The sequence below is a fragment of the Burkholderia sp. THE68 genome, from assembly GCF_009938265.1.
GTDB lineage: Bacteria > Pseudomonadota > Gammaproteobacteria > Burkholderiales > Burkholderiaceae > Caballeronia.
In genome coordinates, this window is sequence record NZ_AP022315.1 from 1,790,180 (window position 1) to 1,816,812 (window position 26,633).

The window sequence follows — 26,633 nt, forward strand, 5'->3', positions numbered from 1 at the left end:
CGGCCGCATGGCGCAATGTGCATACCGAAACCCGATGCGCGAGCCAATGGCCTTCAACCCGTCAGCCCCGCCCTCTCCTTTCAGCTTTAGCCACAACGAACTGCGCGCCGGTCCTTTCGCACTGCGATCCGAGTCCACGGAATCCCACGAGTCCGCGTCGACCGGCGCGCCCGTCCATCGCGACGAGCCCGCCGATTCCGGCGATGCGCCGCAGCGTTATCGCACGATCTGGCTCTCGGACATCCACCTCGGCTCGGGCGGCTGCCAGGCGAACTATCTCCTCGATTTCCTGCGCCATCACGAGTCGGAATATCTGTATCTCGTCGGCGACATCATCGACGGATGGCAGTTGCGCAAGGGCTGGTTCTGGCCGCAGGCGCACAACGACGTCGTGCAGAAAATCCTGCGCAAGGCGCGCAAGGGCACGCAGGTCATCTTCATCCCGGGCAATCACGACGAAGCCGCGCGCCAGTTCTGCGATCTCGCGTTTGGCGACATCCACGTGCGCGGCGAAGCCTTCCATACGACGCTCGCGGGCAAGCGTCTGTGGATCGTGCACGGCGATCTCTTCGACGGCGTGATCCAGCACGCGAAATGGCTCGCCTATCTCGGCGACACCGCCTACACCGCGATCCTGCTGCTCAACCGCTGGTTCAATCGCGTGCGGTCGAAGCTCGGCTTCAACTACTGGTCGCTGTCGCAATACCTGAAGCATCAGGTGAAGAACGCGGTGAACTTCATCTCGCAGTTCGAGCGCGTGATGACCGACGAAGCGCGCCGCCGCGGCTGCGACGGCGTCGTGTGCGGGCATATCCACAAGGCCGAGATCCGCGACATCGACGGCATTCTCTACTGCAACGACGGCGACTGGGTCGAGAGTCTCTCGGCGCTCGTCGAGACCCATGACGGCGAACTGAAGATCGTCTACTGGACCGTGATGCGCTCGCCCGAAGCACATGCGGGCAAAGCGCGCGCGACCGTCTGAATTCCGAACGAACCACGGGGCCAAAGCCGATGAAAATCATGATCGTTACCGACGCATGGGAGCCGCAGGTCAACGGCGTCGTGCGTACGCTCACGCAAACCACGAAAGAACTCACCGCGCTCGGACATCGCGTGGAGTTGCTCACGCCGCTCGAATTCAGGACGATCCCTTGCCCGACCTATCCGGAGATTCGCCTGTCGCTGATGCCGGGCCGGCGCGTCGCCGAGCGTATCGACGCATTCGCGCCGGATGCGTTGCACATCGCCACCGAAGGGCCGCTCGGGCTCGCCGCGCGCTCGTATGCGCTGCGCCACAAGCTGCCCTTCACGACCGCGTATCACACGCGCTTTCCCGAGTACGTGAACGCGCGCTTCGGCATTCCGCTCGCGATGACGTATCGTTTCCTGCACTGGTTCCACAAAAACTCGCAGGCGGTGATGGCGCCGACGCCCGTCGTCAAAAGCGATCTCGAACGCTACGGCTTCACCAACGTCGTGCTGTGGACGCGCGGCGTCGATCTCGACATCTTCCATCCGATGGAGTCGAAGGTTCTCAACACCGCCCGGCCGATTTTTCTGTATGTCGGGCGCGTGGCGGTCGAGAAGAACGTCGAGGCATTTCTGAAGCTCGATCTGCCAGGCTCGAAGTGGGTCGCGGGCGAAGGTCCGGCGCTCGCGGAACTGAAGTCGCGCTACACGAACGTCAACTATCTCGGCGTGCTGTCGCAGCCGGAACTGGCGAAGGTCTATGCGGCGGCGGACGTTTTCGTGTTCCCCAGCCGCACCGATACCTTCGGCCTGGTTCTGCTCGAAGCGATGGCCTGCGGCACGCCGGTCGCGGCGTACCCGGTGACGGGCCCGATCGATGTGCTCGGCGCGAACGGCCCGGGCGCGCTTCACGACGATCTGCGCGAAGCCTGCCTGCACGCGCTGAAGATCGAGCGCGCGGACGCCCGCGCATGGGCCGAACGTTTCTCGTGGCGCGCCGCATCGGAGCAGTTCGCGTCGCACTTGCGGCAGTTCGGTCCGCGCGCCGCGAGTTCCGACCGGGCGGCCGCATGACGCGACGCGCCGTCGCGCAGGAGCGAGCCGAAGCGAATCCGCGCGCCGGAGCGCCCGCGGCGGCTGGCGCGCGCGATCCCTTCGACGACGACCCCGAAGACATCGACGAAACACCTGCTCAACCGGCCGAGCCGCTCGGCCCGGACGATCTGCCCTTCAACCCGTACAAGGGCAACCGCGGCTTCACGCGCGCCTGGCACGCGATGAAGAATTCGCTCTACGGCTTTCGCGTCGCGATTCGCGAGGAAAGCGCGTTCCGTCAGGAGCTGACGCTCGCGGCGATCCTGTTGCCGTGCGGCCTCATCGTGCCGGTCGCGCCGGTCGAGCGCGCGGCGCTGATCGCGTCGGTGCTGCTGGTGCTCATCGTCGAATTGCTCAATTCGAGCGTCGAGGCGGCCATCGACCGCATTTCGCTCGAACGTCACGAACTGTCGAAGCGGGCCAAGGATTTCGGCAGCGCCGCGGTCATGGTCGCGCTCGGCGTGTGCGTCATCACGTGGGGCCTGATTTTGTGGCCGCTGGCATCGCCGCTTGCATCCGTCTGGCTCGCGCGTATCTTATAAACGAGAACGGCCGCGCGCAAAGCCCGCAGCCGTGCCGCCGAACGACCGGTTTATAATCGTCCGACATTCTCAAAAATAGCAACTGACGCGGCCGCGCGAGCGCTCATCCCGAGCCCCCGCTGCCCGATGCCAAGGTCGGACGACATGGAAGCCAAACCACCCCGCCGCACCCGCGAACGGATCCTCGAGCTGTCGCTGAAGTTGTTCAACGATATCGGCGAGCCTAACGTCACCACGACGACGATCGCCGAAGAGATGGAAATCAGTCCAGGTAACCTGTACTACCATTTCCGCAACAAAGACGACATCATCAACAGCATCTTCGCGCAGTTCGAGCAGCAGATTCAGAAGCGTCTGCGCTTTCCGGACGATCATCGCCCGACGATCGACGAGATGTGGTCGTATCTGCAATACATGGCGGATTTCCTCTGGACTTACCGCTTCCTGTATCGCGACCTGAACGACCTGCTCGCGCGCAACCGCACGCTCGAAACGCACTTCAAGCAGATCATCACGCACAAGGTGCATTTCGCGAGCCAGTTGTGCGAGGCGCTCGTGGCCGATCAGGAAATGGTCGCGACGCCCGACGAGATCAAGGTGATCGCGACGAACATCGGCGTGATCGCCACGTACTGGCTTTCGTACCAGTACGTGATGAATCCGCGCAAGTACAACGATCAGGAAGCGATCCGCGCGGAGCTGCATCAGGCGAGCCTGCACATCATCTCGATCATGGCGCCGTATCTGCGCGGGCGTTCGCGTCAACTGTTCGACGACCTCGTTTCAGGTAAGCTGCCAAAGCGCGAATATGCGGACTTTTTGCCGCCGCGCGACGATGCAAAGACCGAAACAAAGGATTCCAGATAAATGAAGGCAGTGTGTGTCTATTGCGGCTCCTCCAACGGAGCCCGCCCCGTCTATGCGGAAGCGGCCAAGGCGTTCGGCCGCGCGCTGGTTCAGAACAACCTCTCGCTGGTCTACGGCGGCGGCCGCGTCGGCCTGATGGGACTGATCGCCGATGAAGTGCTCGCCGCCGGCGGGCGCGCGGTCGGCGTGATTCCCGAATTGCTGCTCGCGAAGGAAGTCGGCCATACCGATCTCACCGAACTGCACGTCGTACCCGACATGCACGAACGCAAAAAGAAGATGGCCGATCTCTCCGATGCGTTCGTCGCGATGCCGGGCGGCGTCGGCACGTTCGAGGAGTTTTTCGAGGTGTACACGTGGGCGCAGCTCGGCTATCACCAGAAGCCGGTCGGTCTGCTCGACGTGAACGGCTACTTCGATCCGCTTCTGGCGATGCTGCGGCATACCGTCGAAGAAGGCTTCATGCGCGAGCCGTATCTGGATCTCATTCAGGTCGCCGCCGAACCCGCCGAGATGATCGACAAACTCGCGCGCTACGTTCCGCCTGCAAACGACAAGTGGTCCGAAAAACGCAACGCCGTCTGAGGAACAGCGCATGTCCAAAGTCATCCTGATTACCGGTGCAAGCCGCGGCATCGGCCGCTCGGCTGCGGTGCTCGCGGGCGCGCGCGGCTGGTCCGTCGGCGTGAACTATGCGTCGAACGCAGCCGCCGCCGATGAAACCGTCGCGGCGGTCGAGGCTGCCGGCGGCAAGGCCATCGCCATTCACGGCGACGTGAGCGACGAAGCCGCGATCATCGCGATGTTCGACGCGACCGAGCAAGCCTTCGGCAAGCTCGATGGCGTCGTGAACAACGCGGGCATCGTCGCACCTGGCTCCAGGCTCGCGGATATGGACATCGCGCGCATGAAGCGCATCTTCGACATCAACGTGCTCGGCGCGTATCTGTGCGCGCGCGAGGCGGCGCGGCGCATGTCGACTTCGCGCGGCGGCAAGGGTGGGTCGCTGGTGAACGTTTCATCGGCGGCGGCGCGGCTGGGCGGCCCCGGCGAATATGTCGACTACGCGGGGTCCAAGGGCGCGATCGATACCTTGACCATCGGGCTGTCGAAGGAACTCGGGCCCGAAGGCGTGCGCGTGAACGCGATTCGCCCCGGACTCATCGACACCGACATCCACGCGAGCGGCGGCAAGCCGGATCGCGCGCACGTGCTCGGCGTGCAGACGCCGATCGGACGCGCGGGCACGGCCGATGAAGTCGGCGAGTCGATCGTGTGGCTGCTGTCGGATGCGTCGTCGTATGTGTCGGGGGCGATTCTGGATGTGGCGGGCGGACGGTAGCGTTCGGGACGGCGGGCTCAGAATCCGCCGTGCTTCGCCAGCCACGCTTCTTCATCGGCCAGCATCTCCCGTCCGAGAATCCGGTTGCGATGCGGAAAGCGCCCGAAGCGTTCGATGACCTCCGCGTGCTCCAGCGCCGATTCGTAGAAACTCGCAACGCCAGTCTCGTCTTTCAGTTTTCCGAAGAGTCGCAACGACTCCCGCTGGCTTTCGGGCGTTTCATCGTGCTCGAACGGCATATAGGCGAACGCGCGATGATACGCGCTCGGCAGGCGCATATCGTCGCCCCGCTCGACCAGCGTCTTCGCCAGCGCGAGCGCGCGGCCATCGCCCGCAAACGCGCGCGCCGTGTTCCGATAGCAATTGCGCGATAGTTGATCGAGCAGCACGATCAGCGCGAGCGCGCCGAGCGGCGTGCGCTCCCAATCCTGCAAACCGCCCGCGTGCGCCGCTTCGAGCAACGCGCCGAAGCGCTCGGCAAGCAGCGAATCGAAAGCGCGTTTCTTCCGCCACCACAATTTGCGATCCGCTCCAAACTCCGCAGAACCCGGCTCGCCGAACCAGAGATCGAGCACGGCCTGCGCGCGCGGGTCCATGCTCAGACCAGTTCCAGCACGAGCCGCCGCGTGCGCGCGCTCTTCTTCTCCAGCTTCGCGATGCGCAGCGCGCCGATCTCGCCGGTGTTGCGCACATGTGTGCCGCCGCACGGCTGCAAATCCACGTTCTCGATGCGCAACAGGCGCACGCGGCCGAGGCCCATCGGCGGTTTCACGCTCATCGTGCGGACGAGTTCGGGGCGCGCGGCCATTTCGTCGTCGGTGATCCATTCGGTCTGCACGTCGTGCGCGCCGCCGATCAATGCGTTCAGCTTCGCTTCGACGGCTTCGCGTTCGATCGGTTCGACCGTCGCCAGATCGAGGCGCGCGTAGTCGGTCGTGATGCTGCAGCCATCGACCGGAAACGGAAGCACGGCGCAGATCAGATGGCTCGCCGTATGCAGCCGCATATGCCGGTACCGCCGCGCCCAGTCGATCTCCGCGCTCACCCTGTCGCCAACCGTAAGCTTCGCCAGCGCGTCGTCCTGACCCGGCGCGGGCACATGCACCGCGTCATCCGGCGTCGCGCCTTCGAACTTCGCCTTGCGCGTATCGGCGATCGCGATGACCGTGCCGTCCGCCAGCGTCAACGTGCCCGCGTCGGCGGCCTGGCCGCCGCCGAGCGGATAGAACACGGTCTGATCGAGGTGAATGCCCTGCTCGTCGATTGCGGTGACGGTCGCGTCGCAACGCGTCAGATAGGCGTCCTCGCGAAAGAGTGCGCGTGTGCTCATGTCGGTGATTCCTTGTCTTGCGGGGAGTTGAGACGATTCCTCGACGATGATGCACCACGCGCGCCATGCGTGAACCGATACAAAACCCAGCGTTTCAACCGGGACGGTTGCGCATCCAGTCGGCGGTGTCGAAGAAGGATGTCAGAAGACGCTCGCGCACGGATTCTTCGATGCCGACATCTTCCATCGCCCAGGCCATGCAGCGCAGCCATTGATCGCGCTCGGTCGACGCGATCGCGAACGGCAGATGCCGCGCCCGCAAACGCGGATGCCCGAAGCGGCTGATGTAATGATCCGGGCCGCCCATCCAGCCGCACAGGAACCAGAAGGTCTTGTCGCGCGAATTGTCGAGCGTCGGCGGATGCAGCGCGCGGATGCCCGCGAATTCGGGCTCGAGATCCATCAGGTCGTAGAAACGATCGACCATCGCGCGCAGGCGTTCCTCGCCGCCGATCAGTTCGAAGGCGGTCGGCTTCTGGGCTTCGTCGTCGGAAGGAGATTGATTTGCTTCGGTCATGGCTCAAACAAAAAATTACGCATCGCGCAGGGATTGCAGCGCCGGGCGCGCCAGCACGCGCCGCAGGCTCAGCCAGCCGCTCAAGGCCGCGCACGCGATGCCCGCCACGATGCCCGTGGGCAAGAGCCACGGATTGAAATCGATATGAAACTCGAACACGCGCGCCGCGAGCACGTAGCCGATGCCCTGCGCGCCGAGCGCCGCCATCAGGCCCGAGAGCGCGCCCACGGCGACGAACTCCGCCACCTGCACCGCGCGCACCTGCCTGTGCGACGCGCCAAGCGCGCGCAGCAGCGCGGACTCGCGCACGCGCTCGTCGCGCGTGCCGGCGAGCGCCGCGTACAGCACGAGCACGCCCGCCGCGAGCGTGAAAAGGAACAGGAACTGCACCGCGCCGATCACCTGCGCGAGCGTGCGATGGATCTGCGCGAGAATCGGCGCGATATCGATGGCCGTCACGTTCGGATAACGCGCGACGAGGCCGTCGATCACGCGCTGCTCCTGCGTCGGCAGATGAAAGCTCGTGATGAAGGTCGCCGGCAGGTCCGCGAGCGCCTCGGGCGGCAGCAGCACGAAGAAGTTGACCTTGAAGGAGTTCCAGTCGACCTTGCGGATGCTCGTCACGGGCGCTTCGACCGGCAGACCGGCGACGTCGAAACGCAGCGTATCGCCCATCTTTACGCGAATCGTCTTCGCGATGCCCTCCTCGATCGACACCTGCGGCTTCGCGTCCTTGCCGAACCACGCGCCTTGCGTCACGCGATTGTCGCCGGGCAGTTCGGTCGTGTAGGAGAGGTTGAATTCGCGATCGACGAGGCGTTTCGCGTCGGCTTTGTCGTAATTGTCCGGATTCACCGGCTTGTTGTTGATGGCGATCAGACGCGCGCGCACCATCGGCGAGAGCGCGGCGTCGGGCTGGCCGTGCGTGCGCAGATAGTCGAGCACGCCCTGCCGCTGATCCGGCTGGATGTCGATGAGAAACTGATTCGGCGCATCGGGCGGCGTCGCGTCGCGCCATCCCTTGATGAGATCGTTGCGCGTCATGCCGATGAGCAACAGGCACATCAGCCCGATGCCGAGCGCGGTGATCTGCAGGGCGCTCGATCCGCTGCGCCGCTCCAGCGACGCGAGCGCATAACGCCAGCCGACGCCCGCGCGGCTCGTTTCGCGCCGCACGAAGCGCGCCGCCGCCCACAGCGCCGCGCGCGCGATCGCGCCGAACACGAGCAGGCCCGCCGCGAAACCGCCCGCGACGATGCCGCCGAGCTTCAGCTCGCCCGCCGCGAGGATCAGCAGCGCCGCGAACAGCAGCACGCCGACGCCATACGCCGCATGCGCGACGCGCTGCGCATCGCCCAGTTCGCGGCGAATCACGTGCACCGGCGGCACGCGCGTGATCGGCAGCAGCGGCGGCAACGCGAAGCCGAGCAGCAGCACGAGACCCATCGCGATGCCTTGCAGCGCCGGCCAGACGCTCGGCTGCGGCAACTCGACATCGACGAGCGAGCCGAGCCAGTTCAGCAGCACCAGATGGCCGCCGAAACCGAGCACGACGCCCACCGCGCTGCCGATCAGACCGATCGCAAGGAATTCATTCAGAAACAGCGCGCGCAGCGTGCGCTGGCTGACGCCGAGACAACGCATCGCGGCGCAGCCGTCGAGATGCCGCCGCGCGAAGCGATGCGCGGCCATCGCGACCGCGACCGCCGCGAGCAGCGCGGTCAGGAGCGACACGAGCGTGAGGAAATGGCCCGCGCGGTCGATCGTCTGGCGCACTTGCGGCTGGCCATCGGACAGCGATTCCAGCGCGACGCCGCGCAGCTTGCCGCCATCGGCTTTCTCGCGCGCGAACTTCGCGAACTGCTCGACCTGAGGGTCGGGACCGGCGACGAGCAATCGATACGTCACGCGGCTGCCGTAACCGATCAGGCCGGTGCCCGCGATCTCGTCGGCGCGCATCAGCAGGCGCGGCGAGAAGTTGACGAACGAGAAGCCGCGATCCAGCTCGCGCGTGATGACGGCCGCAACCGTGAACGTGCGCGTGCCGACCTTCACGGTGCCGCCGACCTGCGTCTTGAGCGCGTCGAGCAAGGCGGGATCGACCCAGACCGTGCCGGGCGCGGGGATGCCGTGCGCGGGGGCATCGGCGGCATCGATGCCCGGCGCGATGCGCAGCGCGCCGCGCAACGGATAGCCCGTCGTGACGCCCTTGATCGCCGCGAGCCGCGAGGCCGGCTGCGCGGACGTCGAACTGATCATGCTGGGGAAGATGGTCGTGTTCGCCGTGTCGAGCCCGAGCGACTTCGCCTCGCTCGCGAACATCGGATCGACGGGATGATCGGCGCGCACGATGAAATCGGCGGCGATCATCTGACGCCCGTCGCGCGCGAGCCCCTGACGCATGCGATCGGAAAGAAAGCCGACGCTCGACAGCGCGGCCACCGCCAGCACCAGCGCGAGCAGCAGCATCGTGAGTTCGCCCGCGCGCCAGTCGCGCGCGGTCATGCGCCATGCCTGGCGCACCGTCTGCGTGAATCCGAGTTTGATGGTCGGGTGCGAATGCCCTGCCTTGCGTGCAGCCTGATCGTTCCTGAATGCAGTGCTCAATCGTGCTTGCTCCGCAATCGGTTCATGCGCGCGTAAGTGCTCGGCAGCATGTGCTTGGCCATGCGCGACACGCCGCCGTGCACGCCGCGCGCGAGCCGCGGCAGCGCCCAGCCCGCGAGCACGAGAAACACCAGCACGAGCACGAGAAACAGCAGCGGCACGAACAGCGCGAGCGTGATGCCCGCGAGCGCGCCGACATCTTCGGTCGCCGAAGCCGCCCAGTTCGACACCGGTTCCGGCGACAGATTGATGAGCGCGCGCGTGCCCGCTTTCGCGAAGTGCGATGCGCCGGCGAGCGTGCCGCCCGCGAGCGCGGCGATGGTGAGCATGGCGGGATCGGCGTGGCCGAGCGAGCCGGCCGCGAGCACGGCGCCCGCCGGAATACGGATGAAGGTGTGGACCGCGTCCCACAGGGAATCGACGGCGGGAATCTTGTCGGCAAGAAACTCGACGACCGCGAGCACGGCCGCGACGCCGATCACCCACGGCGAGCCGAGCACCGCGAGCGAATCCGGCAGATGGACGACGCCCATGCGCTGGAACATGCCGGCGATGAAGACAGTGAGGTACAGGCGCAGCCCGCTAGCCCATGACAGGCCCGCAGCGAGCGAAAGTGACTCAAGCATTGCCGCCTCCCTTATTGCGCCAGCCGCCGGATTTCGCCGCTTGTGGACGATTCACCGGATGAAAAGAGCGGTCTTTCCGGAAAATGCCGAGAAAAGCCGCCCACATCCATGAAGATACATCGAAAACCGCTGAATATAGGAATCGGACGACAGACCGGATGACCTCAGACCATTATATCCACGCCAATACGCGCGGTGCAGCAACGGTTTCAGCGAATGCCGATTCCGGCGTGCCGGGTGCACGACGGTGGCGCGGGCGCAACGGACGCTTTCAGTGGCCCGACGAGATCTTCAGTCCGACGAGACCTGCGACGATCAGCAACGCGCTGAAAATCCGCGCCGCCGACAGCGCCTCGCCCATGAACACGATGCCGAACACGAACGCGCCGACCGCGCCGATGCCCGTCCACACGGCGTAGGCCGTGCCGAGCGGCAACTGGCGCATGGCCATCGCGAGCAGCACGAAACTGCCGATCGCGGTGACCAGCGTGAAGATCGACGGACCGAGCCGTGTGAAGCCTTCGGAGGATTTGAGACCGGCGGCCCATGCGACTTCCAGCACACCGGCGATGAAGAGAAGAATCCAGGACATCGGGCGACTCCCTGTGAAAATGGGGCCGTCCCCGATGAAACGAGGCGCATGCGGTCGTCCGCATGGCCTATGACTAGAGGCGAAATTGTATCAAATTGGTGCATCGACGTCCTGCGGGTGCGGCGTCTCGTCACGCGGCGCGTGGCCGCGTTCCTGAAAACCGTGTATTAAAGAAGAAAAAGGAAGATCAGCGTCCGCGCGCGGCGCATCCCTTCGACATATCCGCTGCAAAAAGCCTGAACCAAGGAGCGTTCATGGATGTCGATTCGGTCCTGCTCTCCCGTTTCCAGTTCGCGTGGGTCGTCGCGTTCCACATTCTGCTGCCGGCTTTCACGGTCGGCCTGTCGTGCTACATCGCGACGCTCGAGTTCAACTGGTGGATCACCAAACGCGACGTCTACCGCCGCCTGTCCGCGTTCTGGCTGAAAATTTTCGCGGTGTCGTTCGGCATGGGCGTGGTGTCGGGCATCGTCATGCCCTTTCAGTTCGGCACCAACTGGAGCCGCTTCTCCGATGCCACCGCGAACGTCGTCGGCCCGTTGATGGGCTACGAAGTGCTGACCGCGTTCTTCCTCGAATCGGCGTTTCTCGGCGTGCTGCTGTTCGGGCGCAAGCTCGTGCCGCAGTGGGCGCACGTGATGTCCGCGATTTTCGTCGCGGCGGGCACGGTGATTTCGTCGTTCTGGATTCTCGCCGTCAATAGCTGGATGCAGACGCCGCAGGGGCATCGCATGCTGCCCGACGGCCGTTTCGAAGTGGTGAGCTTCTTCGACGTGATCTTCACGCCGTCGTTTCCCTACCGGCTCGGACACACAGTGAGCGCGTTTCTCGTGACGGCGGGCTTCGTCATTCTCGGCATCGGCGCGATGTATCTGCGCGAGCGGCGCGCGCTCGAGGAAAGCCGCGTGATGGTCAAGATGTCGCTGATCTTTCTGATCATCATGGTGCCGGTGCAGATGGTGATCGGCGACGCGCACGGCCTCAACACGCTCAAGCATCAGCCCGCCAAGCTCGCGGCGATGGAAGGCCTGTGGGAATCCGGCACGCGCATCCCGGCCAATCTCTTTTCCATTCCCGATCAGGATGAAGAGCGCAACCACTTCGAGATTTCGATTCCGGTGCTCGGCAGCCTGTATCTGACGCACGATCCGAACGGCTTCGTGCGCGGACTGAAGGACTTTCCGCGCGAGGACCGGCCGCCGGTGGCGGTCGTGTTCTTTGCGTTCCACATCATGGTCGGCATCGCGCTGCTGATGTTCGCGCTCGTGCTGTGGGGCATCGTGCAGTTCGCGCGCGGCAGGATCGAGACGAGCACGCGCTGGCTGCGCGCGGCCACCTGGGCGATGCCGCTCGGCTTCATCGCCGTGATCGCCGGCTGGACGACCACTGAAGCCGGCCGCCAGCCGTGGACCGTCTACGGCATCCTGCGCACCAAGGATTCGGTGACGCCCTCGCTCACCGCCACCGATGTCGGCCTGTCGTGGCTGCTCTACGTGCTCGCGTATCTCGTCATCTTCGGCGCGGGTTTCTTTCTGCTGCGGCGGCTGGTGCGCGTCGGGCCGGCCGAAGTCGCGCACGCGCACGAGAAGGAAGAACTCGACACCAGATCCCGCGCGGCGCGCCCGCTCTCGGCGGTATCGGCGGCGCCAGGCGGCGCGGCGCGATCGGTGAACGGGGACGATATCGTGCCCCCGGGGCGCGGACGCCCTTAACGTCGACGACGGAGAACGCGATGCTCGATCTCGTGCCGCTGTGGGCCGCCATTCTCGCGCTGGCGGTGTTCATGTATGTGCTGCTCGACGGCTTCGATCTCGGCGTCGGCATGATGTTCCTGCTGCGCCGCGACCCCGACTCGCGCAACCTGATGATCAACTCCGTCGCGCCGGTCTGGGACTTCAACGAGACCTGGCTCATCCTCGGCGGCGGCGGCCTGTTCGCGGTATTTCCGCTCGCGTTCGCGATCATCGTGCCGGCGGTTTACTTCCCGATTCTCTTCATGCTGCTCGGGCTGATCTTTCGCGGCGTCGCGTTCGAGTTTCGCGAGGTGATCGGCGCGCGCAAGTGGCTGTGGGACGCCGCGTTCGGCTGCGGCTCGCTCGTCGCGACGTTCTCGCAGGGCATCGTGCTCGGCATGTTCATCCAGGGCTTTCCGATCGAAGGCCGCGTTTATGTGGGCACGAGCTGGAACTGGGTCGCGCCGTTTCCGCTGCTGGTCGGCGTGGGGCTGATCTTCGGCTACGCGCTGCAAGGCACGACGTGGCTCGTGCTCAAGACCGAAGGCGAACTCCAGCAATGGAGCCGAACCATGGCGCGTTATGCGCTGCTTGGCGTGATCGCGTTCATTCTGCTCATCAGCCTGTGGACGCCGCTCAAGGATGCGCGCATCGCGGCGCGCTGGTTCGGCTTTCCGCAGAGCTTTCTGTTTGCGCCGGTGCCCGTTCTGACCGTGCTGCTCGCGTGGACGCTATGGTCGAGCCTCGCGAAAGGCCGCGAAGTGTTGCCGTTCCTGTGTTCGATCGGACTGTTCTTTCTTGCGTTCACGGGGCTCGTGATCAGCCTGTGGCCGTTTATCGCGCCGCCCTCGGTGACGTTGTGGGATGCGTCGGCCGCGCCGCTGTCGCATCAGTTTCTGTTGATCGGGACGATGTTTCTCTTGCCCGTGCTCGTGATCTACGTGATCTGGTCGTACTGGGTGTTTCGCGGCAAGGTGCGTGGGGATATTGGGTATCACGCGTGAGAGCGATTGGGCTTTCGCCGGATCCCGTGATCGTGTCGGTCTATTGGCGTTGCCCCTGTGCGGGGCGGCAGTCACTTTCTTTGCTGCTGCAAAGAAAGTAACCAAAGAAACAGCTTGAGACGCCCGCGGTCATACGCAATTTGGGTGTTCTTCTCGTTGTTCGTGGCCTCTGTAGCGAGTGCCCTCACAGGCCTAATCGGGCTTGGACCGCGCACGGTCTGACTAGCTAGTTCTTATAGTGCGCTGGTTCAGCACGAAATAGCTTCGGCACAGCGCTGCGCGCTGCCGTGGGGTATGCAAGGGAAACCGACGAGAAAGTAGAAACGCAGAAGCACACGCAGACCCGATTGACCCGTCGGCCGCGCAGCGGGCCGGAGCCATTTCGTGCTGAACCAGCCACGCACGTGGTGCGATGTGGCAGACCGTGCGCGGTCCAAGCCCGGTTAGGCCTACGAGGGCACTCGCTACAGACGCCACGAGCGAGGAGAAGAATACCCAAATTGCGTGTGACCGCGGGCGTCTCGAGCTGCTTTCTTTGGTTACTTTCTTTGCAGCAGCAAAGAAAGTGACTGCCGCCCCGCACAGGGGCAACGCCAATAGACCAACACGCTAACGGGATCCGGCGAAGTCAGAGCTTCTGCTGAGTAGCAAGCGACAGAATTCGCGCCCACTTGTGGGCTTCCCCACGATCACGCATCGGCAGCTTCCATTCCCCGTGCTTCGCGTCCTGCACGTCGAGCACGACCTGCCACGCGCCATCCGCCGCAGCCGGCTCCTGCATCCGCGCCCCGCGCAAGTCCGCGAAAATATAGCTGCCGCGCTCCTCACCGACACGCACATCGCACAGACGCTTGCCCGCCGCGACCCGCACGCCGCCCCAGTCGGTCCTGAGCTCGTGAGTCCAGTCTCCGTTCTCGCCGCGCCGCAGGTTCGGTGCGATCTCGCGCCGGCTCGCGAGCCAGCGCATCACGCCCGCGGCAATCGCGAGCAGCGCCACGATCGCCGCGCCCACCGCCACGCCCAGGCCGAAATGCGCATGCAGCGCGTTGAACGACCACACCGCGCCGTAAATCAACAACGCCAGAACGACAAATGCGATGACGATGGGCATGGCCGCCTCACCCGATCGAAGAGACGCGCATCACTGCGCCTTGTGCTTCGCGTTCCAGTCGCGCAGCGCCTGCAGCGTGTTCGCGACATGCTGGTCCGGCGACAGGCTCGTGTACTCGTAGATGACCTTGCCGTCCGGCGCGATCACGTAGGACACGCGATTGGCCATCGTGCTCTTCATCGGCATGGAGGCGTCGTAGGAACGGATGATCTTCGAGTCCTGATCCGCCGCGACCGGGAACTTGCTGCGGCACTCGCTCACGGAGAACTTCTTCAGCGTATCGATGTTGTCGTGCGACACACCGATGACCGTCGCGCCCTCGGCCTTGTACTGATCGACCGCTTCGGCGAATTCGTGCGCCTCGATCGTGCAGCCCTTCGTGAACGCCGCCGGATAGAAGTACAGGACCACGGGGCCTTTCTTCAACGCATCCGCGAGCGAGTAGTCGTACACGTTGCCACCGAGCGACGCCTGCGCGGTGAACTCGGGCGCGGCATCGCCGGGCTTGAGCGTCGCGCCCGCCGTGAGCGGAAGGATCGCCGCCGCGATCGCCAGCACGCCACCCGCCGTAAAGCTCGAAATCCTGCTCTTCATGCCCGCTCCTTTTCGATGACTCCGTTCATTGCGCGTCGTCCGCGCCCTGATCCATGCGATGCTGGGCGAACCACGCCGCCGCTTCGAACTGCAATTTCGCCAGCACGGCGGGCGTCAGCACGTCGAGCGACGGCTGCGCGTGACGGCTCGCGTCGATGGCCGGTGCATCGCCCCGCTCCGCCGCCCGCGCGATGCCGAGCAGCGCGCCGAGCGGCCCGTCGCCCGTGAGGATCGCCGCGCGGATTTCCGCCGTCAGATGCAGCTTATCGAGAATTTCCGCCGGCTGCATGTCGAGCACGACATGCACGAGCGAGAAGATGCCGGTCATGAACGCGGCATCGGAGAAGGCTTCGTCGGCCGGACGCAGCGTTTCGGCTGCAAGCTCCAGAAAGCGCGCGCGCGTGCCGACGAGCTGCAGCAGCGGGTCCGAACGCCACGGCAGGCCGCTGCCGTCTGCGTAGAGCAGCAGTTGCGCCCAGCGCATCAACTGGCGCGTGCCGGTCGCCGCGATCGCCTCGCGCAGCGACGATACGCGCCGACCGCGCGTCTGCGCGCTCGAATTGGCGAGGCGCATCAGCTGCACGACGATATCCGGATTGCGCTTCAACTCCGCCTCCAGCTCGCGCATGCCCGGTTCGCCGGCCAGCACGGCCATCAGGCGCAACAGCGAGCCGCGCGCCGGACTCGCGCGCCGCGCCGACAGCACCTGCGGCCGCGCGAAGAAATAGCCCTGAAAAAGATCGAAGCCGAGTTCCTTCGCCTTGGCGAAATCGGCGGTGGTTTCGACTTTTTCGGCCACGAGCAGCTTGCCGCGCCGCTTCACCGCCGCCGCGAGCGCCGGCAGATGATCGTGGTCCGCCGCGAGAAAGTCGATCTTGACGATGTCCACCAAGGGGAGCGCTGCGAGCAGCGCATCGTCGAGGCGCACGACGTCGTCGAGCGCGAAGCGAAAGCCCGCGTTGCGCAGCTGCGCGCAGCGTTTGAAAAGCGCTTCGTCGAAGGTGATGTTCTCCAGCAGCTCCAGCACGAAACGCTCGGGCTGCATGATGTGAACGATATCGTCGAACAGGAGCTCGCGGCTCATGTTCACGTAGCCCGGATGCGGCCCGAGCACGGCCGGCACGCCGATCTCTCCCACCGTGCGCGCGACGACATGCGCGGTCGCCTGCACGTCGTCGTGGATGCGCGCGCGATTGTCGGGGCTGTCGCGAAACAGCAGCTCGTAGGCGACGAGCGCGCCGTCGCCGTCGAGGATCGGCTGACGCCCGACGTAGACGCTCGGTCCGCGCTTTGCCTGCGCCGCGCGCTTCATGGACGAGTCGGGCATGACGGGAACCGGTCGGAGACGCGCCGCGGCGCGTCCTGGCGATGCATGTAGGCCGGCTCTAGGGCCCTGGCTGTGGCGCAGGCCGGCAACGTAATGGATTCGATCATGGGGCGAACGAGTCTGACGGAATCGGAAGGTCGAGGGGCGGCGAATGCATCGTTCGGCAAAGGCGTGGACCGTTCCGCTGAAAACGCGCCACTGTAACCGAATTCTCCAGCCGACATCATACGCATCTCCTATCGACAATTCCTCGACAACGGTATTCCTGTGATGGATCCGTTGTAACCCGGATGCCCGGTTAAAGAATTCGCCCCATACGCCGATAACTCGCCTGATAGAGCGTGCCGCGACCGTTTCGGCACGTCCCGGCCGGAGCCCGCAAGCAGCGAGTTCCGCGCGCCGCCGTTTGCCCGACCCGGCGAGCGCCGCCGTCAGAACCCTACGAGACCATGCAAGCGAATCGGATCAACGTCTCCCGCCGCGCACCGTGGCGCATCGCGCTCGATGCGCTCGCGCGCGCATGGGGACGCGCCGCACGCGAGCCTCAAGAGCGCGCGCTCGACGCGCGTCCCGACGCCGCCGACGCGCCTTCCGCGCCCTCGACTCCGCCCGACGCGCCCGCGCCGCAAGCGCCCGTTCGCGCCGGCGTGCCCGAAGCCATGCTCGGCGCGGTCGACTTTCTCGCCCAGCTCGACGACGCGCTGCGCTTTCAGTATGTATCCGATGCGAGCATCGAGTTCATCGGCTATCACCGTGATTATCTGAGCATGCTGACGCTGCACGATCTCGTGGCGTCGGAGGAAGCCGACGAACTGCACGCGCTCGTCGCCCGGGCGCGCGCGAGCGGCAAGCTCGAATCGGCGACGCTGACCGTCGTGAAGTCGCTGACCTATCCGATCTGCGTCGAGCTGCGGCTCGTGTCGACCGCCGCGCGCGGCACACCCGGCTTCGCGCTCGCCGCCTTCGACGTGATGCACTGGCGCGAGCGCGAAGCATCGCTCACGCACACGCTCAATCACGACGCGCTCACCGGCCTCGACAATCTCGTCTCGCTCAAGGACGCGATCGGCGCCGCGCAGGCCGAAGCCGAACTCACGCGCACGCACGCGGGGCTGGTGCTGCTCGACATCGACGATTATCAGCGCATCAACCGCGCGCTCGGCTACGACGCCGGCGACGAACTGCTGCGCGAAACCGCGCGCCGCATCCAGCACACGGCTGGCCACGGCGAGCGCGTCGCGCGCGTGGCCGGCGACGAGTTCGCGGTGCTGCTGCCCGCCGGCAGCACGCCGGAGCTCGCCGAGAGTCTCGGGCGGCGTCTCCTGACCGCGATCGCCCAGCCGTACCGGCATCGCGGGCAGCATACGCATCTGTCCGCGAGCGTGGGTGTCGCGCTCTATCCCGATCAGTCCGGCAAGAGCGCGAAGAGCGGCGCGCAGACCAGTCTCCTGCGCATGGCCGATCACGCGCTCGCGCAGGCGAAGGAAGCGGGCGGCAACGCGCTCGTCTTCCATACCATCGACGACAACCCCGCCGACGCCGAGCGCCTGAAGCTCGAAGCGGATCTCTATGAGGCCGTGCGCAACGGCGAGTTCTCGCTCTTCTTCCAGCCGATCACGAAGATCCGCACGGGCGCGGTGGTCGGCGTGGAAGCGCTGATGCGCTGGAACCATCCGGTGCACGGTCTGGTGCCGCCGTCGACCTTCATTCCGCTCGCGGAGTCGATCGGCCTCATCAACTATCTGGGCAACTGGGTGCTGAAGGCGGCGTGCATGCAGATCACGCAGTGGGACGCGATCGGCATCCGGCTCGATTACATCTCGGTCAACGTGTCGCCGCAGCAGTTCCGCGACAAGCGCTTCACCGCGGCGGTCAAGGAAGCGCTCGCGCTGACCGGTATCGACGCGCGGCGGCTCGTGTTCGAGATCACCGAAAGCCTGCTGATGCACGATCCGGAGGAAGCCACGCGCCTGCTCGAAGCGCTGACGTCGATCGGCATCCGCTTCGCCGTCGACGATTTCGGCACCGGCTATTCGAGCCTCGCTTATTTACAACGTTTTCCGCTGTCGAAGCTCAAGATCGACCGCAGCTTTGTCGAGAACCTGATTACGTCCCGCAACAACCGTGCGATCGTGAGCGCGGTCGTCGGGCTCGCGCAGTCGCTCGGGCTGGAGCTGGTCGCTGAAGGCGTCGAAACCGAGGCACAGCGCGACTTGCTCGCCGATCTCGGCTGCGATCACATTCAGGGCTGGCTCATCAGCCACGCATTGCCTTCGGACGAGCTGGCGCGCTCGTTCCAGTCGAACTCGCTCGTGCTGCACGAGACAACATGAGCGGATGATGGTTTGTGTTCGTATTATGTTCGTGTTCTGATCGAGGAACGCGCCGTAACTCCCTAATAACGTGTACATTTCGTTGGCGGGGTGGATTGAATTTGCTGGACCGCCTCGGGTTAGCCGTCGCGTAACGAGCAGGGTTTCTACTTTTAGCAATGGCACGCACCAAGGCCGAACTACTGGACAAGTTGTGGTCGCGCATGAGCGAGCGCGGGGACTTCCCCATGCTCTCCCAGGCGCTGCGCACGACCGTGTCCGCGATGAGCGATGACGACCTCGACTTCACGTCCCTCGTGCAAGTCGTGCTGTCGGATGTCGGCCTCACGCACAAGGTGCTGCGTCTCGCCAATTCGGCGATGTACATCGCGTTCGGCGGCAACATCACCACCGTCACGCGCGCGTTGATGGTGCTCGGCATGGATGCGGTCGGCCATCTCGTGGTCGGGCTGAAGCTGGTCGATCACTTCCATCAGAGCGCGCCGCGCCGCATCGATGCAAAACTCGAACTGAACCGCACCCTGCTCTCGGGCGCGGTCGCGCGCCAGCTCACCGAGCACAAGGATCTGCGCTCCGCCGAGGAAGCGGTCGTCTGCACGCTGATGCGGCAGATCGGCAAGCTGCTCGTCGCGTTCTATCTCGAGCACGAATGGGATCAGCTGCGTCGCAAGGCGGCGTCGGAGAATATTCCGGACAGCGTCGCGTGCGCGGCGCTGCTCGGCGTCACCTTCGATGAAATCGGCCTGGAGGCGGCGGATCGCTGGCGCCTGCCCGAGACGATCCGCGAAGGCATGCGCGCGACCGATCCGAACGCGCCCGTCGACGAAACCGTGCCGAAGCACGTGCGCTGGCTGCGCGCCATCTCCAACTATTCGACCGAAGTCGCCGACGCGCTCACCGCTCAGCACATGGAAGCGGACGGCCGCGAGTCGATGCTGTTCGAGATCGCCCATCGCTACAGCGGCGCGCTCAACACCGACGCGGACACGCTCGCGTCGATGAGCCTCGCGCTCGCGAGCGAAGAATCGAGCGAGGGCGTGATCCGCGAGATCTCCGAACTCCAGGCGAACGCCGACGCCATGGCGCGCGCGAATGTATCGGCGCAGGCGCGCATCGGCGCGAGCGTGGAAGATCTGCGGGCGTTGCCGTCGAAGAATGCGCTCGCGCCGGCGCTTGCGCTCGCGTCGGAATCGATTCTCGGCAGTCTGCACTTGTCGCGCACCGTGATCTTCATGCGCCAGGCCAACAACGAGTTTCACGCGCGTCTCGGCCTCGGCGCGGGCGTCGAGCCGATGCTGGAGAAACTGCGCTTCTCCGCCGAATTCCGCCCGGACGTGTTTCATCTCGCGATCACCAATCCGGTCGGCATATTCATCGAGAACGCGCACGACGCGCGCATCGACGCACGCTTGCCGCGCTGGTACAAGGAAACGCTCGGCGAGGCGCAGGCGTTCGTGCTGCTGCCGGTGAAATCGAACGATTCGACCGTCGCGCTGATCTACGGCGACTGGACCTCGCCGCAGCACGTGCGCAAGATCTCGGCGGCCGAGATGAGCGCGCTGAACGAGCTCACGAAGGAGCTGAGCCGTTTTTTTCTTAGCGCGAACTGGAAGGAAGTCGAGCTGATCTGACCGGCTTCCTTCTTGCGCGCAATCCCACTTATTCCGGCTTCAAGATCGCCACGGCCTGCTCGCCGTATCGCACGATATAACCGCCGTGAGCGCGCTGCCAGTCGAGCGCTGCCGCCTCGTTCGCAAACCAGTTCTTTTCGAAATCGTTGAATGCGCCCGCGTCGAGCCGGTAACGGTCGATGATCGCGCTCGCCTTTGCATCGATATCGGACTTGCAGGCGTCCCAGTTCGCGTAGCCGAGTTCGGCGGCGAGCATCGCAAGCAGATGCTTCAGTTGCAGGTCGTCGCGGATCGCGTGCAGGTCGGCGAGACGTTCCGCGCGCGTGATTTTCGCCGCAAGCAGACGGCGCAGGACGGGCATCGACGCGCTCGTGTCGCCGTCGCGGGCGTGACGAAGCAGGCGCCGCGCGTGTTCGCGCAAATAGTCGCTATTGGAAACGGAAGAAGAGATCGGACAGGATGTAGACCACATGACGTTGTTCCTTTGTCGTGCCGTTCTCGCTGCGGCTATAAAGGTTCGACGTTGCGGTTCGATCCAAAGATGATGTAGTGCGCGGCAGGTGCGTAAGACTTTTGCGAGACCGGGCGCCCTGCCGCGCCCGACCGCGATTCTATCCCGATGTCCCGCGTCAGGCCAACTGGAATTTCCCGACCAGCGATTTCAGCGCGCGCGCCTGATCGTCGAGCGATTGCGCGGCAGCCGCCGCCTCTTCGACGAGCGCGGCGTTCTGCTGCGTGTTCGCGTCCATCTTCGTGACGGCGTCGCCGATCGACTCGATGCCGGTCTTTTGCTCCGCCGATGCCGCCGAGATTTCGCCCATGATGTCGGTGACGCGGCGCACGGCCTTGACGACTTCCTCCATCGTCGCGCCGGCTTCCTGCGCGTAGGTCGAGCCGTCGGACACGCGCGACACCGAGGTATCGATCAGGCCTTTGATTTCCTTCGCCGCCGCCGACGAACGCTGCGCGAGACTGCGCACCTCGCCCGCGACGACCGCGAAGCCGCGTCCCTGCTCGCCCGCGCGCGCCGCCTCGACCGCCGCGTTGAGCGCCAGAATGTTGGTCTGGAACGCGATGCCTTCGATCACGCCGATGATGTCGCCGATGCTTTTCGCGCTCGCATCGATGCGCTGCATCGTCTCGACGACGCGGCCGACGACCGCGCCGCCCTTCTCCGCGATCTCCGACGCATTGGCGGCGAGCGTGCTCGCCTGCTGCGCGTTGTCGGCGTTCTGGCGCACGGTGGACGTGAGCTGCTCCATGCTGGCCGCGGTTTTTTCGAGCGCGACCGCCTGCTCTTCGGTGCGGCGCGACAGGTCGACATTGCCTGTCGAAATCTCGCTCGATGCCGATGCGATCGCCTCCGCGCTCGCCGCGATATCGCCGACGGTCGACGACAGGCCCGCCTGCATTTCGGCGAGCGCGTGCAGCATGCTGGCGTCGTCGCGGCGCTTGAGGCTGATGCGGTTCGCGAGATCGCCCGACGCGATGCGGCGCGCGATGTCCTTCGCATAGCCGGGCTCGCCGCCGAGCTGTCCGGCGAGACGCCGCACGACCCACTCGGAAACGACGATCGCGAGCGCGAACAACGCAAGCGTCAGCGCCGACACCATCACGAACGACGACTGGAAAATGAACGCGGCGGAATCGATGGTGGCCTTCGCGGCCGCGCCGCGACGCGCGACGAGATCGTCGACCATCTTTTCGAGTTTGCCGGTTTCGACGAGCAGCGACACGTCCTGCGTGCCGACTTGCCAGTTCATCTGCGAGAGATCGAGCGGCTGTTCCTTCACGAGCTTCACGAAGGTGCGCAGGTTGCCGCTCCATGTTGCCAGCGCGGTCGAGAAGCGCTTCTGCTGCGCGAGCGCGTCCTGGTCCGCGTGATCGATGTACTGCGCGAGCTGCGCCTGCTCGCGGCCGATATCCGCGACCGCCTGCTCGACCTGCGCGCCGAGATCGTCGCGCTCTTTCGCGGTCGTCGCAGTGAGCAGCATTTTTTGCGATCGGCTCGCGCGCAGCAGATAGCCGCGCGTTTCCTCCGCCGCGCGGCTCGCGACGTAGCCCTGCGTGTAGATGGATTCGGTCGCGCCGTTCAGGCGGCTGATCTGCGTGAGCGAAATTGCGCCGATGACGAGCGTCCCCGCGAGCACGAGCCCGAACGCCAGTCTCAGCGATGCCTTCACGGACAGCGCGCGCTTCTTGGCTACGCCCCCGCGCGCGTGTTCTTCAGTCGACGCGGCTTCGGCATGCGCCACAAAACCCGCGTCCTTGGCGCCGCGTAGCGAAAACAGTTTCATCGATCGATCCCCGATTTGATCTGTGGACTTTGCCGTCGTGCGGCGCGCCCCTGGTCTGGTTCCCACCGGGAGTACGGCAGGATTTGAGGCTTTCTTGAGCCTTTTTAATGGGAAGCGAACAGACGTTCGCTCACCGCGTTTTTTATAACCGGCCAAAAATCGTTGTGTCAGACGAAATCATGGCCCATTGGTTGTGCATCCTGTCCGATTCGCGACGATCCTTGGCATGACAACGCAACGCGGACAGCCTAAACTTGTCAGAAATTCAGTCCACGCATAAATCGCCGGATTGAAAAAGCACAAATCCGAGACAAATTCCGCGTTCAACAGCACATCACTATGCAAACGAGCATCGACAAGGGCGCATTGTCGCCTTCCGGCGCGTCTGCCGGCGCTTCCGCCGCAGCTTCCGCGAGCACGGGCACGCAACGCACCGTTTATTCCGTTCTGGGCGCGATCAGCTTTTCGCACCTTTTGAACGACATGATCCAGTCGCTGATTCTCGCGATCTATCCGATGTTCAAGAGCGAGTTCGCGCTCTCGTTCGGGCAGATCGGCCTGATCACGCTGACGTATCAGATCACCGCGTCGCTATTGCAGCCGCTGGTCGGGTTGTACACGGACAAGCATCCGAAGCCTTATTCGCTTCCGGTCGGCATGGGCTTCACGCTGTCGGGTCTCCTGCTGATGTCGATCGCGGGCAATTTCGGCACGCTGCTGATTGCTGCGGCGCTGGTCGGCTGCGGGTCGTCGGTGTTTCATCCGGAGTCGTCGCGGGTCGCGCGCATGGCGTCGGGCGGCAAGCACGGTCTCGCGCAATCGCTGTTTCAGGTGGGCGGCAACGCGGGCTCGTCGCTCGGGCCGCTGCTCGCCGCGCTGATCGTGATTCCGCACGGGCAGAAGAGCATCGCGTGGTTCTCGGCGGCGGCGCTCGTGGCGATGTTCGTGCTGGCGAACATCGGCCGCTGGTACAAGCGTCATCCGGCGACGAAGAAGGGCCGCGCGCAGGTCGCGCACGCGACGCTCCCGCGCAACAAGGTCATGATGGCGATGAGCGTGCTGGTGCTGCTCGTGTTCTCGAAATACTTCTATCTCGCGAGCATCACGAGTTACTTCACGTTTTATCTGATCAGCAAGTTCGGGTTGTCGGTGCAGGCCGCGCAGATTCATCTGTTCGTGTTTCTCGCGGCGGTGGCGGCGGGCACGATCATCGGCGGGCCGGTCGGCGACAAGGTCGGGCGCAAGGCGGTGATCTGGGTGTCGATTCTCGGCGTCGCGCCGTTCACGCTGCTGATGCCTTACGTGAATCTGTTCTGGACGGGCGTGTTGTCTGTGATCATCGGGCTCGTGCTGGCTTCGGCGTTCTCGGCGATTCTGGTTTATGCGCAGGAGCTGATTCCCGGCAAGGTCGGGATGGTCGCGGGACTGTTCTTCGGCTTCGCGTTCGGGATGGGCGGCGTCGGGGCAGCGGTGCTCGGGCATGTTGCCGATGCGACCAGCATCGATTATGTGTACAAGGTTTGTGCGTTCCTGCCGTTGCTGGGCGTGCTGGCGGTTTTGTTGCCGAAGACGCATGAGGCCGAGGTGAAGGGCTGATTGCAGCAAGAGATGGTGATTCATCGCGGCGGGCGCGTCGGACCTTCAACGGACCGCGCGCCCGTCGCGTTTCAGGCACTCAGCTTCCCAATGCCTCCCTCACCTGCATCAACGCACTCGGATCCTCGATCGTCGGCAGTTCCCCTGGATCGCGTCCTTCCGCCAGCGCCGCAATCGCCCGTCGCAGCAGTTTCCCCGAACGCGTCTTCGGCAACATCGTCACGAAGTGCACGCTGGCCGGCCGTGCGATCGCGCCGAGCTGCGAATCCACCGCGTGACACAACTCCGCCACCATCCCCTCGCGCGCGCCCGGCGCGTTGATGCGGTCCGCATCCCTTAGCACCACGAACGCCACCGCGGCCTGTCCCTTCACCGAATCCGCGATACCGACGACCGCCACCTCCGCCACCGCCGGATGCGCCGACAACGCTTCCTCGATCTCGCGCGTCCCGAGCCGATGCCCCGCCACATTGATCACGTCGTCGGTGCGACCGAGAATCGACACATAGCCGTCCTCATCCTGCACGCCCCAGTCGAATGTCGAATAGACCGTGCGATTCGGCACGCTCTTCCAGTACGTATCGGCGAAGCGGCTGTCATCGCCCCAAACCGTCTGCATGCAGCCCGGCGGCAACGGATACTCAAGCGTGACGACGCCCTTCTCGCCCGGCGTGCATTCGTCGCCGGTCGCCTCGTTGCGCAGTCTGAGATCGAAGCCCATCGACGGCACGCCCGGCGAGCCGAGTTTCGACGGCAACTCCTCGATGCCGCGCGGAATCGCGATCATCGGCCAGCCGGTTTCCGTCTGCCAGTAATTGTCGATGACGGGCTTTCTCAACGCGCTCTGAATCCACTGCGCGGTCGGCTCGTCGAGCGGTTCGCCCGCGAGAAACAGCGTGCGCAGGCTCGACAGATCGTATTTCTCCATCAGTGCCGGGTCCTGCTTCTTGAGCACACGGATCGCCGTCGGCGCGGTGAACATCAGATTGATTTTGTATTGCTCGACGAGCCGCCACCAGATACCGCCATCCGGACGAATCGGCGTGCCTTCGTACATCACGGTCGTCAGGCCCGCGATCAGCGGCGCATAGATGATGTAGCTGTGCCCCACGACCCAGCCGACATCCGACGCGGTGAACATCGTGTCGCCCGGCGCGCCCTGAAAGATGTGCTCCATCGATGCAGCCAGCGCCACCGCATAACCACCGACGTCGCGCTGCACGCCCTTCGGCCTGCCTGTCGTGCCGGAGGTATAGAGAATGTAGGAAGGCTCGTTCGATTCGAGCCATTCGCAGGGCACGTGAGCATCGAAAAACTGCTCGCGCAGTGGCTCGTACGCGACGAGATAATTCGCCTGCAAACGTTCGGGCGCGAGTTGCCGGTCGATCAGCAGCACTTGCGGCACCTTGTATTCGGCGCGCGACAGCGCTTCGTCGACGAGCGGCGTGTAGTCGATCACCTTGCCCGCGCGCGCGCCCGCATCGGCGGTGACGATGAGCGCGGGCGCGGCGTCATCGATGCGCGCCGCGAGATTCGGCGCCGCGAAGCCGCCGAACACGACCGAATGAATCGCGCCGATGCGCGCGCACGCGAGCATCGCGAAGAGCGCCTCGGGGATCATCGGCAGATAGATGAGGACGCGGTCGCCCTTCTTCACATGCAGCGAACGCATGACGGCAGCCATGCGGTTCACTTCCGCATGCAACTCGGCGTAGGTGTAGCGGCGCTCGATGCCCGTTTCCGTCGATATATAAACGAGCGCGTCCTGTTGCGCGCGCGAAGCGAGATGCCGGTCCACCGCGTTATGGCACAGATTGGTCCTGCCGCCGACGAACCAGCGCGCGAACGGCGGCCTGCTGCGGTCGAGCACCTGATCGAACGGCGTCTGCCAGTGGATGCGGCGGGCCTGCTCGGCCCAGAACGCTTCAGGCTCTTCGATCGACCGGCGGTACGCTTCTCGGTAAGTCGGCATGCGCGTCGTCCTCTGCAAAGCAGCGTGGCTTGGCTCCACAGGATAGAGCAGCCATGAAACCCCTGCTAGACAGGGCGCGCCCTGATCGGTCCTACTCAGACAGCTTGCGTGCGCGCGGCGGGCCGCGTATCCGACCCAGTGTGTTTCAGCAGCACCGGCGCGAGTTCGCCCGCCACCCGCATGCTCGACACGACGACCGTGCGTACGCCGCTGCCCTCGGTCAGCGCACGAAGTGTTTCGCGCGTCGTCGCACGCGCCTCGATGCGCGGCTCGATCACGATAAGCCCACGGCAATACGCGGCGAGCATCGCGCGATGAGTGCGCAGCCACGCGGCGCGCAGACGCGCGTCGTCGGCGGTTTCGTTTGCGTCGTGTTCGGCCACCAGCACGAACGGCGTCGCAAGCGACACGAGGCGGCGCATCTGCGCGCTCCACGCGAACGCGTAGCCGGGCTTCACGGCGCGCGGACGCAGGCGCACGAGCGGAAAGCGGCTCACGTCGAAGAGGCGCTCGCCGAGCGCGAGCGAGGAAGACATCACGGCTTT

23 protein-coding genes and 1 pseudogene are annotated in these 26,633 nt (G+C 65.0%); 11 read left to right on the forward strand and 13 right to left on the reverse strand.

Annotated features, from left to right (window positions below; translation table 11 throughout):
* Positions 1-34 precede the first annotated feature (34 nt).
* The 6 genes from BTHE68_RS08475 (at position 35) to BTHE68_RS08500 (ending at position 4,818) form a co-directional block, all read left to right on the forward strand.
* The gene (locus tag BTHE68_RS08475) at positions 35-985 is read left to right on the forward strand and encodes a UDP-2,3-diacylglucosamine diphosphatase (RefSeq protein ID WP_232077868.1); all 951 of its coding nucleotides are present in this window, start codon (positions 35-37) and stop codon (positions 983-985) included.
* Positions 986-1,014: 29 nt separating this feature from the next.
* Positions 1,015-2,046: a glycosyltransferase family 4 protein gene (locus BTHE68_RS08480; RefSeq protein WP_162065946.1), complete on the forward strand. Its 1,032-nt coding sequence runs from the start codon at positions 1,015-1,017 to the stop codon at positions 2,044-2,046.
* Positions 2,043-2,609, forward strand: coding sequence for a diacylglycerol kinase (locus BTHE68_RS08485; protein WP_162065947.1), 567 nt, complete (start codon positions 2,043-2,045; stop codon positions 2,607-2,609). Before BTHE68_RS08480 ends, BTHE68_RS08485 begins: the two co-directional genes overlap by 4 nt.
* Positions 2,610-2,753: 144 nt before the next feature.
* Complete coding sequence (locus BTHE68_RS08490) at positions 2,754-3,476, forward strand: TetR/AcrR family transcriptional regulator (protein WP_162065948.1); 723 nt, start codon at positions 2,754-2,756, stop codon at positions 3,474-3,476.
* A complete protein-coding gene (locus tag BTHE68_RS08495; protein WP_162065949.1) occupies positions 3,477-4,061 on the forward strand; it encodes an LOG family protein in 585 nt (194 codons plus the stop codon).
* Between the two features lie 10 nt (positions 4,062-4,071).
* On the forward strand, positions 4,072-4,818 hold the full coding sequence (locus BTHE68_RS08500) for an SDR family oxidoreductase (protein WP_162065950.1): 747 nt from the start codon (positions 4,072-4,074) through the stop codon (positions 4,816-4,818).
* Positions 4,819-4,835: 17 nt separating this feature from the next.
* On the opposite strand, the gene BTHE68_RS08505 is transcribed toward BTHE68_RS08500, so the two are convergent.
* From BTHE68_RS08505 to sugE, 6 genes are all read right to left on the reverse strand, one after another.
* A complete protein-coding gene (locus BTHE68_RS08505; protein ID WP_162065951.1) occupies positions 4,836-5,414 on the reverse strand; it encodes a DUF924 family protein in 579 nt (192 codons plus the stop codon).
* 2 nt (positions 5,415-5,416) lie between these two features.
* On the reverse strand, positions 5,417-6,148 hold the full coding sequence (locus BTHE68_RS08510) for an alanyl-tRNA editing protein (protein WP_162065952.1): 732 nt from the start codon (positions 6,146-6,148) through the stop codon (positions 5,417-5,419).
* Between the two features lie 94 nt (positions 6,149-6,242).
* Complete coding sequence (locus BTHE68_RS08515) at positions 6,243-6,665, reverse strand: group II truncated hemoglobin (RefSeq protein ID WP_162065953.1); 423 nt, start codon at positions 6,663-6,665, stop codon at positions 6,243-6,245.
* A gap of 15 nt (positions 6,666-6,680) precedes the next feature.
* Positions 6,681-9,170 (reverse strand): ABC transporter permease, encoded by a 2,490-nt coding sequence (locus BTHE68_RS08520; RefSeq protein WP_502710582.1) that lies wholly within the window; start codon positions 9,168-9,170, stop codon positions 6,681-6,683.
* A gap of 98 nt (positions 9,171-9,268) precedes the next feature.
* On the reverse strand, positions 9,269-9,898 hold the full coding sequence (locus BTHE68_RS08525; RefSeq protein WP_162065955.1) for a DUF4126 domain-containing protein: 630 nt from the start codon (positions 9,896-9,898) through the stop codon (positions 9,269-9,271).
* A 271-nt stretch (positions 9,899-10,169) separates the two neighbouring features.
* Positions 10,170-10,490: a quaternary ammonium compound efflux SMR transporter SugE gene (gene sugE / locus BTHE68_RS08530; RefSeq protein ID WP_162065956.1), complete on the reverse strand. Its 321-nt coding sequence runs from the start codon at positions 10,488-10,490 to the stop codon at positions 10,170-10,172.
* A gap of 254 nt (positions 10,491-10,744) precedes the next feature.
* On the opposite strand from sugE, the gene BTHE68_RS08535 reads away from it, so the two are divergent.
* Both BTHE68_RS08535 and cydB read left to right on the forward strand, forming a co-directional pair.
* On the forward strand, positions 10,745-12,202 hold the full coding sequence (locus tag BTHE68_RS08535) for a cytochrome ubiquinol oxidase subunit I (protein ID WP_162065957.1): 1,458 nt from the start codon (positions 10,745-10,747) through the stop codon (positions 12,200-12,202).
* Positions 12,203-12,222: 20 nt separating this feature from the next.
* Positions 12,223-13,227: a cytochrome d ubiquinol oxidase subunit II gene (cydB, locus tag BTHE68_RS08540; RefSeq protein WP_162065958.1), complete on the forward strand. Its 1,005-nt coding sequence runs from the start codon at positions 12,223-12,225 to the stop codon at positions 13,225-13,227.
* Positions 13,228-13,855: 628 nt separating this feature from the next.
* On the opposite strand, the gene BTHE68_RS08545 is transcribed toward cydB, so the two are convergent.
* The 3 genes from BTHE68_RS08545 to BTHE68_RS08555 are packed head-to-tail and all read right to left on the reverse strand — an operon-like array spanning position 13,856 to position 16,259.
* Positions 13,856-14,338 (reverse strand): hypothetical protein, encoded by a 483-nt coding sequence (locus BTHE68_RS08545; RefSeq protein WP_162065959.1) that lies wholly within the window; start codon positions 14,336-14,338, stop codon positions 13,856-13,858.
* 30 nt (positions 14,339-14,368) lie between these two features.
* Entirely contained in the window at positions 14,369-14,932 is a 564-nt protein-coding gene (locus tag BTHE68_RS08550) for a peroxiredoxin (protein ID WP_162065960.1), read from the reverse strand.
* Between the two features lie 25 nt (positions 14,933-14,957).
* On the reverse strand, positions 14,958-16,259 hold the full coding sequence (locus BTHE68_RS08555) for an EAL and HDOD domain-containing protein (protein WP_162065961.1): 1,302 nt from the start codon (positions 16,257-16,259) through the stop codon (positions 14,958-14,960).
* 449 nt (positions 16,260-16,708) lie between these two features.
* Between BTHE68_RS08555 and BTHE68_RS08560 the strand changes: the two genes are divergently transcribed.
* A complete protein-coding gene (locus BTHE68_RS08560) occupies positions 16,709-18,592 on the forward strand; it encodes a putative bifunctional diguanylate cyclase/phosphodiesterase (protein WP_162065962.1) in 1,884 nt (627 codons plus the stop codon).
* A 158-nt stretch (positions 18,593-18,750) separates the two neighbouring features.
* Positions 18,751-20,223, forward strand: coding sequence for an HDOD domain-containing protein (locus tag BTHE68_RS08565; protein WP_162065963.1), 1,473 nt, complete (start codon positions 18,751-18,753; stop codon positions 20,221-20,223).
* A 28-nt stretch (positions 20,224-20,251) separates the two neighbouring features.
* On the opposite strand, the gene BTHE68_RS08570 is transcribed toward BTHE68_RS08565, so the two are convergent.
* Positions 20,252-20,695 carry a hypothetical protein gene (locus BTHE68_RS08570; protein WP_162065964.1) on the reverse strand — a complete coding sequence of 148 codons (444 nt, stop codon included), beginning with the start codon at positions 20,693-20,695 and terminating at the stop codon, positions 20,252-20,254.
* A gap of 157 nt (positions 20,696-20,852) precedes the next feature.
* A complete protein-coding gene (locus tag BTHE68_RS08575; protein ID WP_162065965.1) occupies positions 20,853-22,520 on the reverse strand; it encodes a methyl-accepting chemotaxis protein in 1,668 nt (555 codons plus the stop codon).
* 339 nt (positions 22,521-22,859) lie between these two features.
* Between BTHE68_RS08575 and BTHE68_RS08580 the strand changes: the two genes are divergently transcribed.
* Positions 22,860-24,116, forward strand: coding sequence for an MFS transporter (locus BTHE68_RS08580; RefSeq protein WP_162065966.1), 1,257 nt, complete (start codon positions 22,860-22,862; stop codon positions 24,114-24,116).
* A 79-nt stretch (positions 24,117-24,195) separates the two neighbouring features.
* On the opposite strand, the pseudogene BTHE68_RS08585 reads toward BTHE68_RS08580, so the two are convergent.
* Both BTHE68_RS08585 and BTHE68_RS08590 read right to left on the reverse strand, forming a co-directional pair.
* A pseudogene (locus BTHE68_RS08585) lies at positions 24,196-26,250 on the reverse strand (propionate--CoA ligase); the annotation flags it as partial.
* On the reverse strand, positions 26,184-26,624 hold the full coding sequence (locus BTHE68_RS08590; protein WP_232077869.1) for a hypothetical protein: 441 nt from the start codon (positions 26,622-26,624) through the stop codon (positions 26,184-26,186). The pseudogene BTHE68_RS08585 and the gene BTHE68_RS08590, both read right to left, overlap by 67 nt.
* Positions 26,625-26,633: the final 9 nt, after the last annotated feature.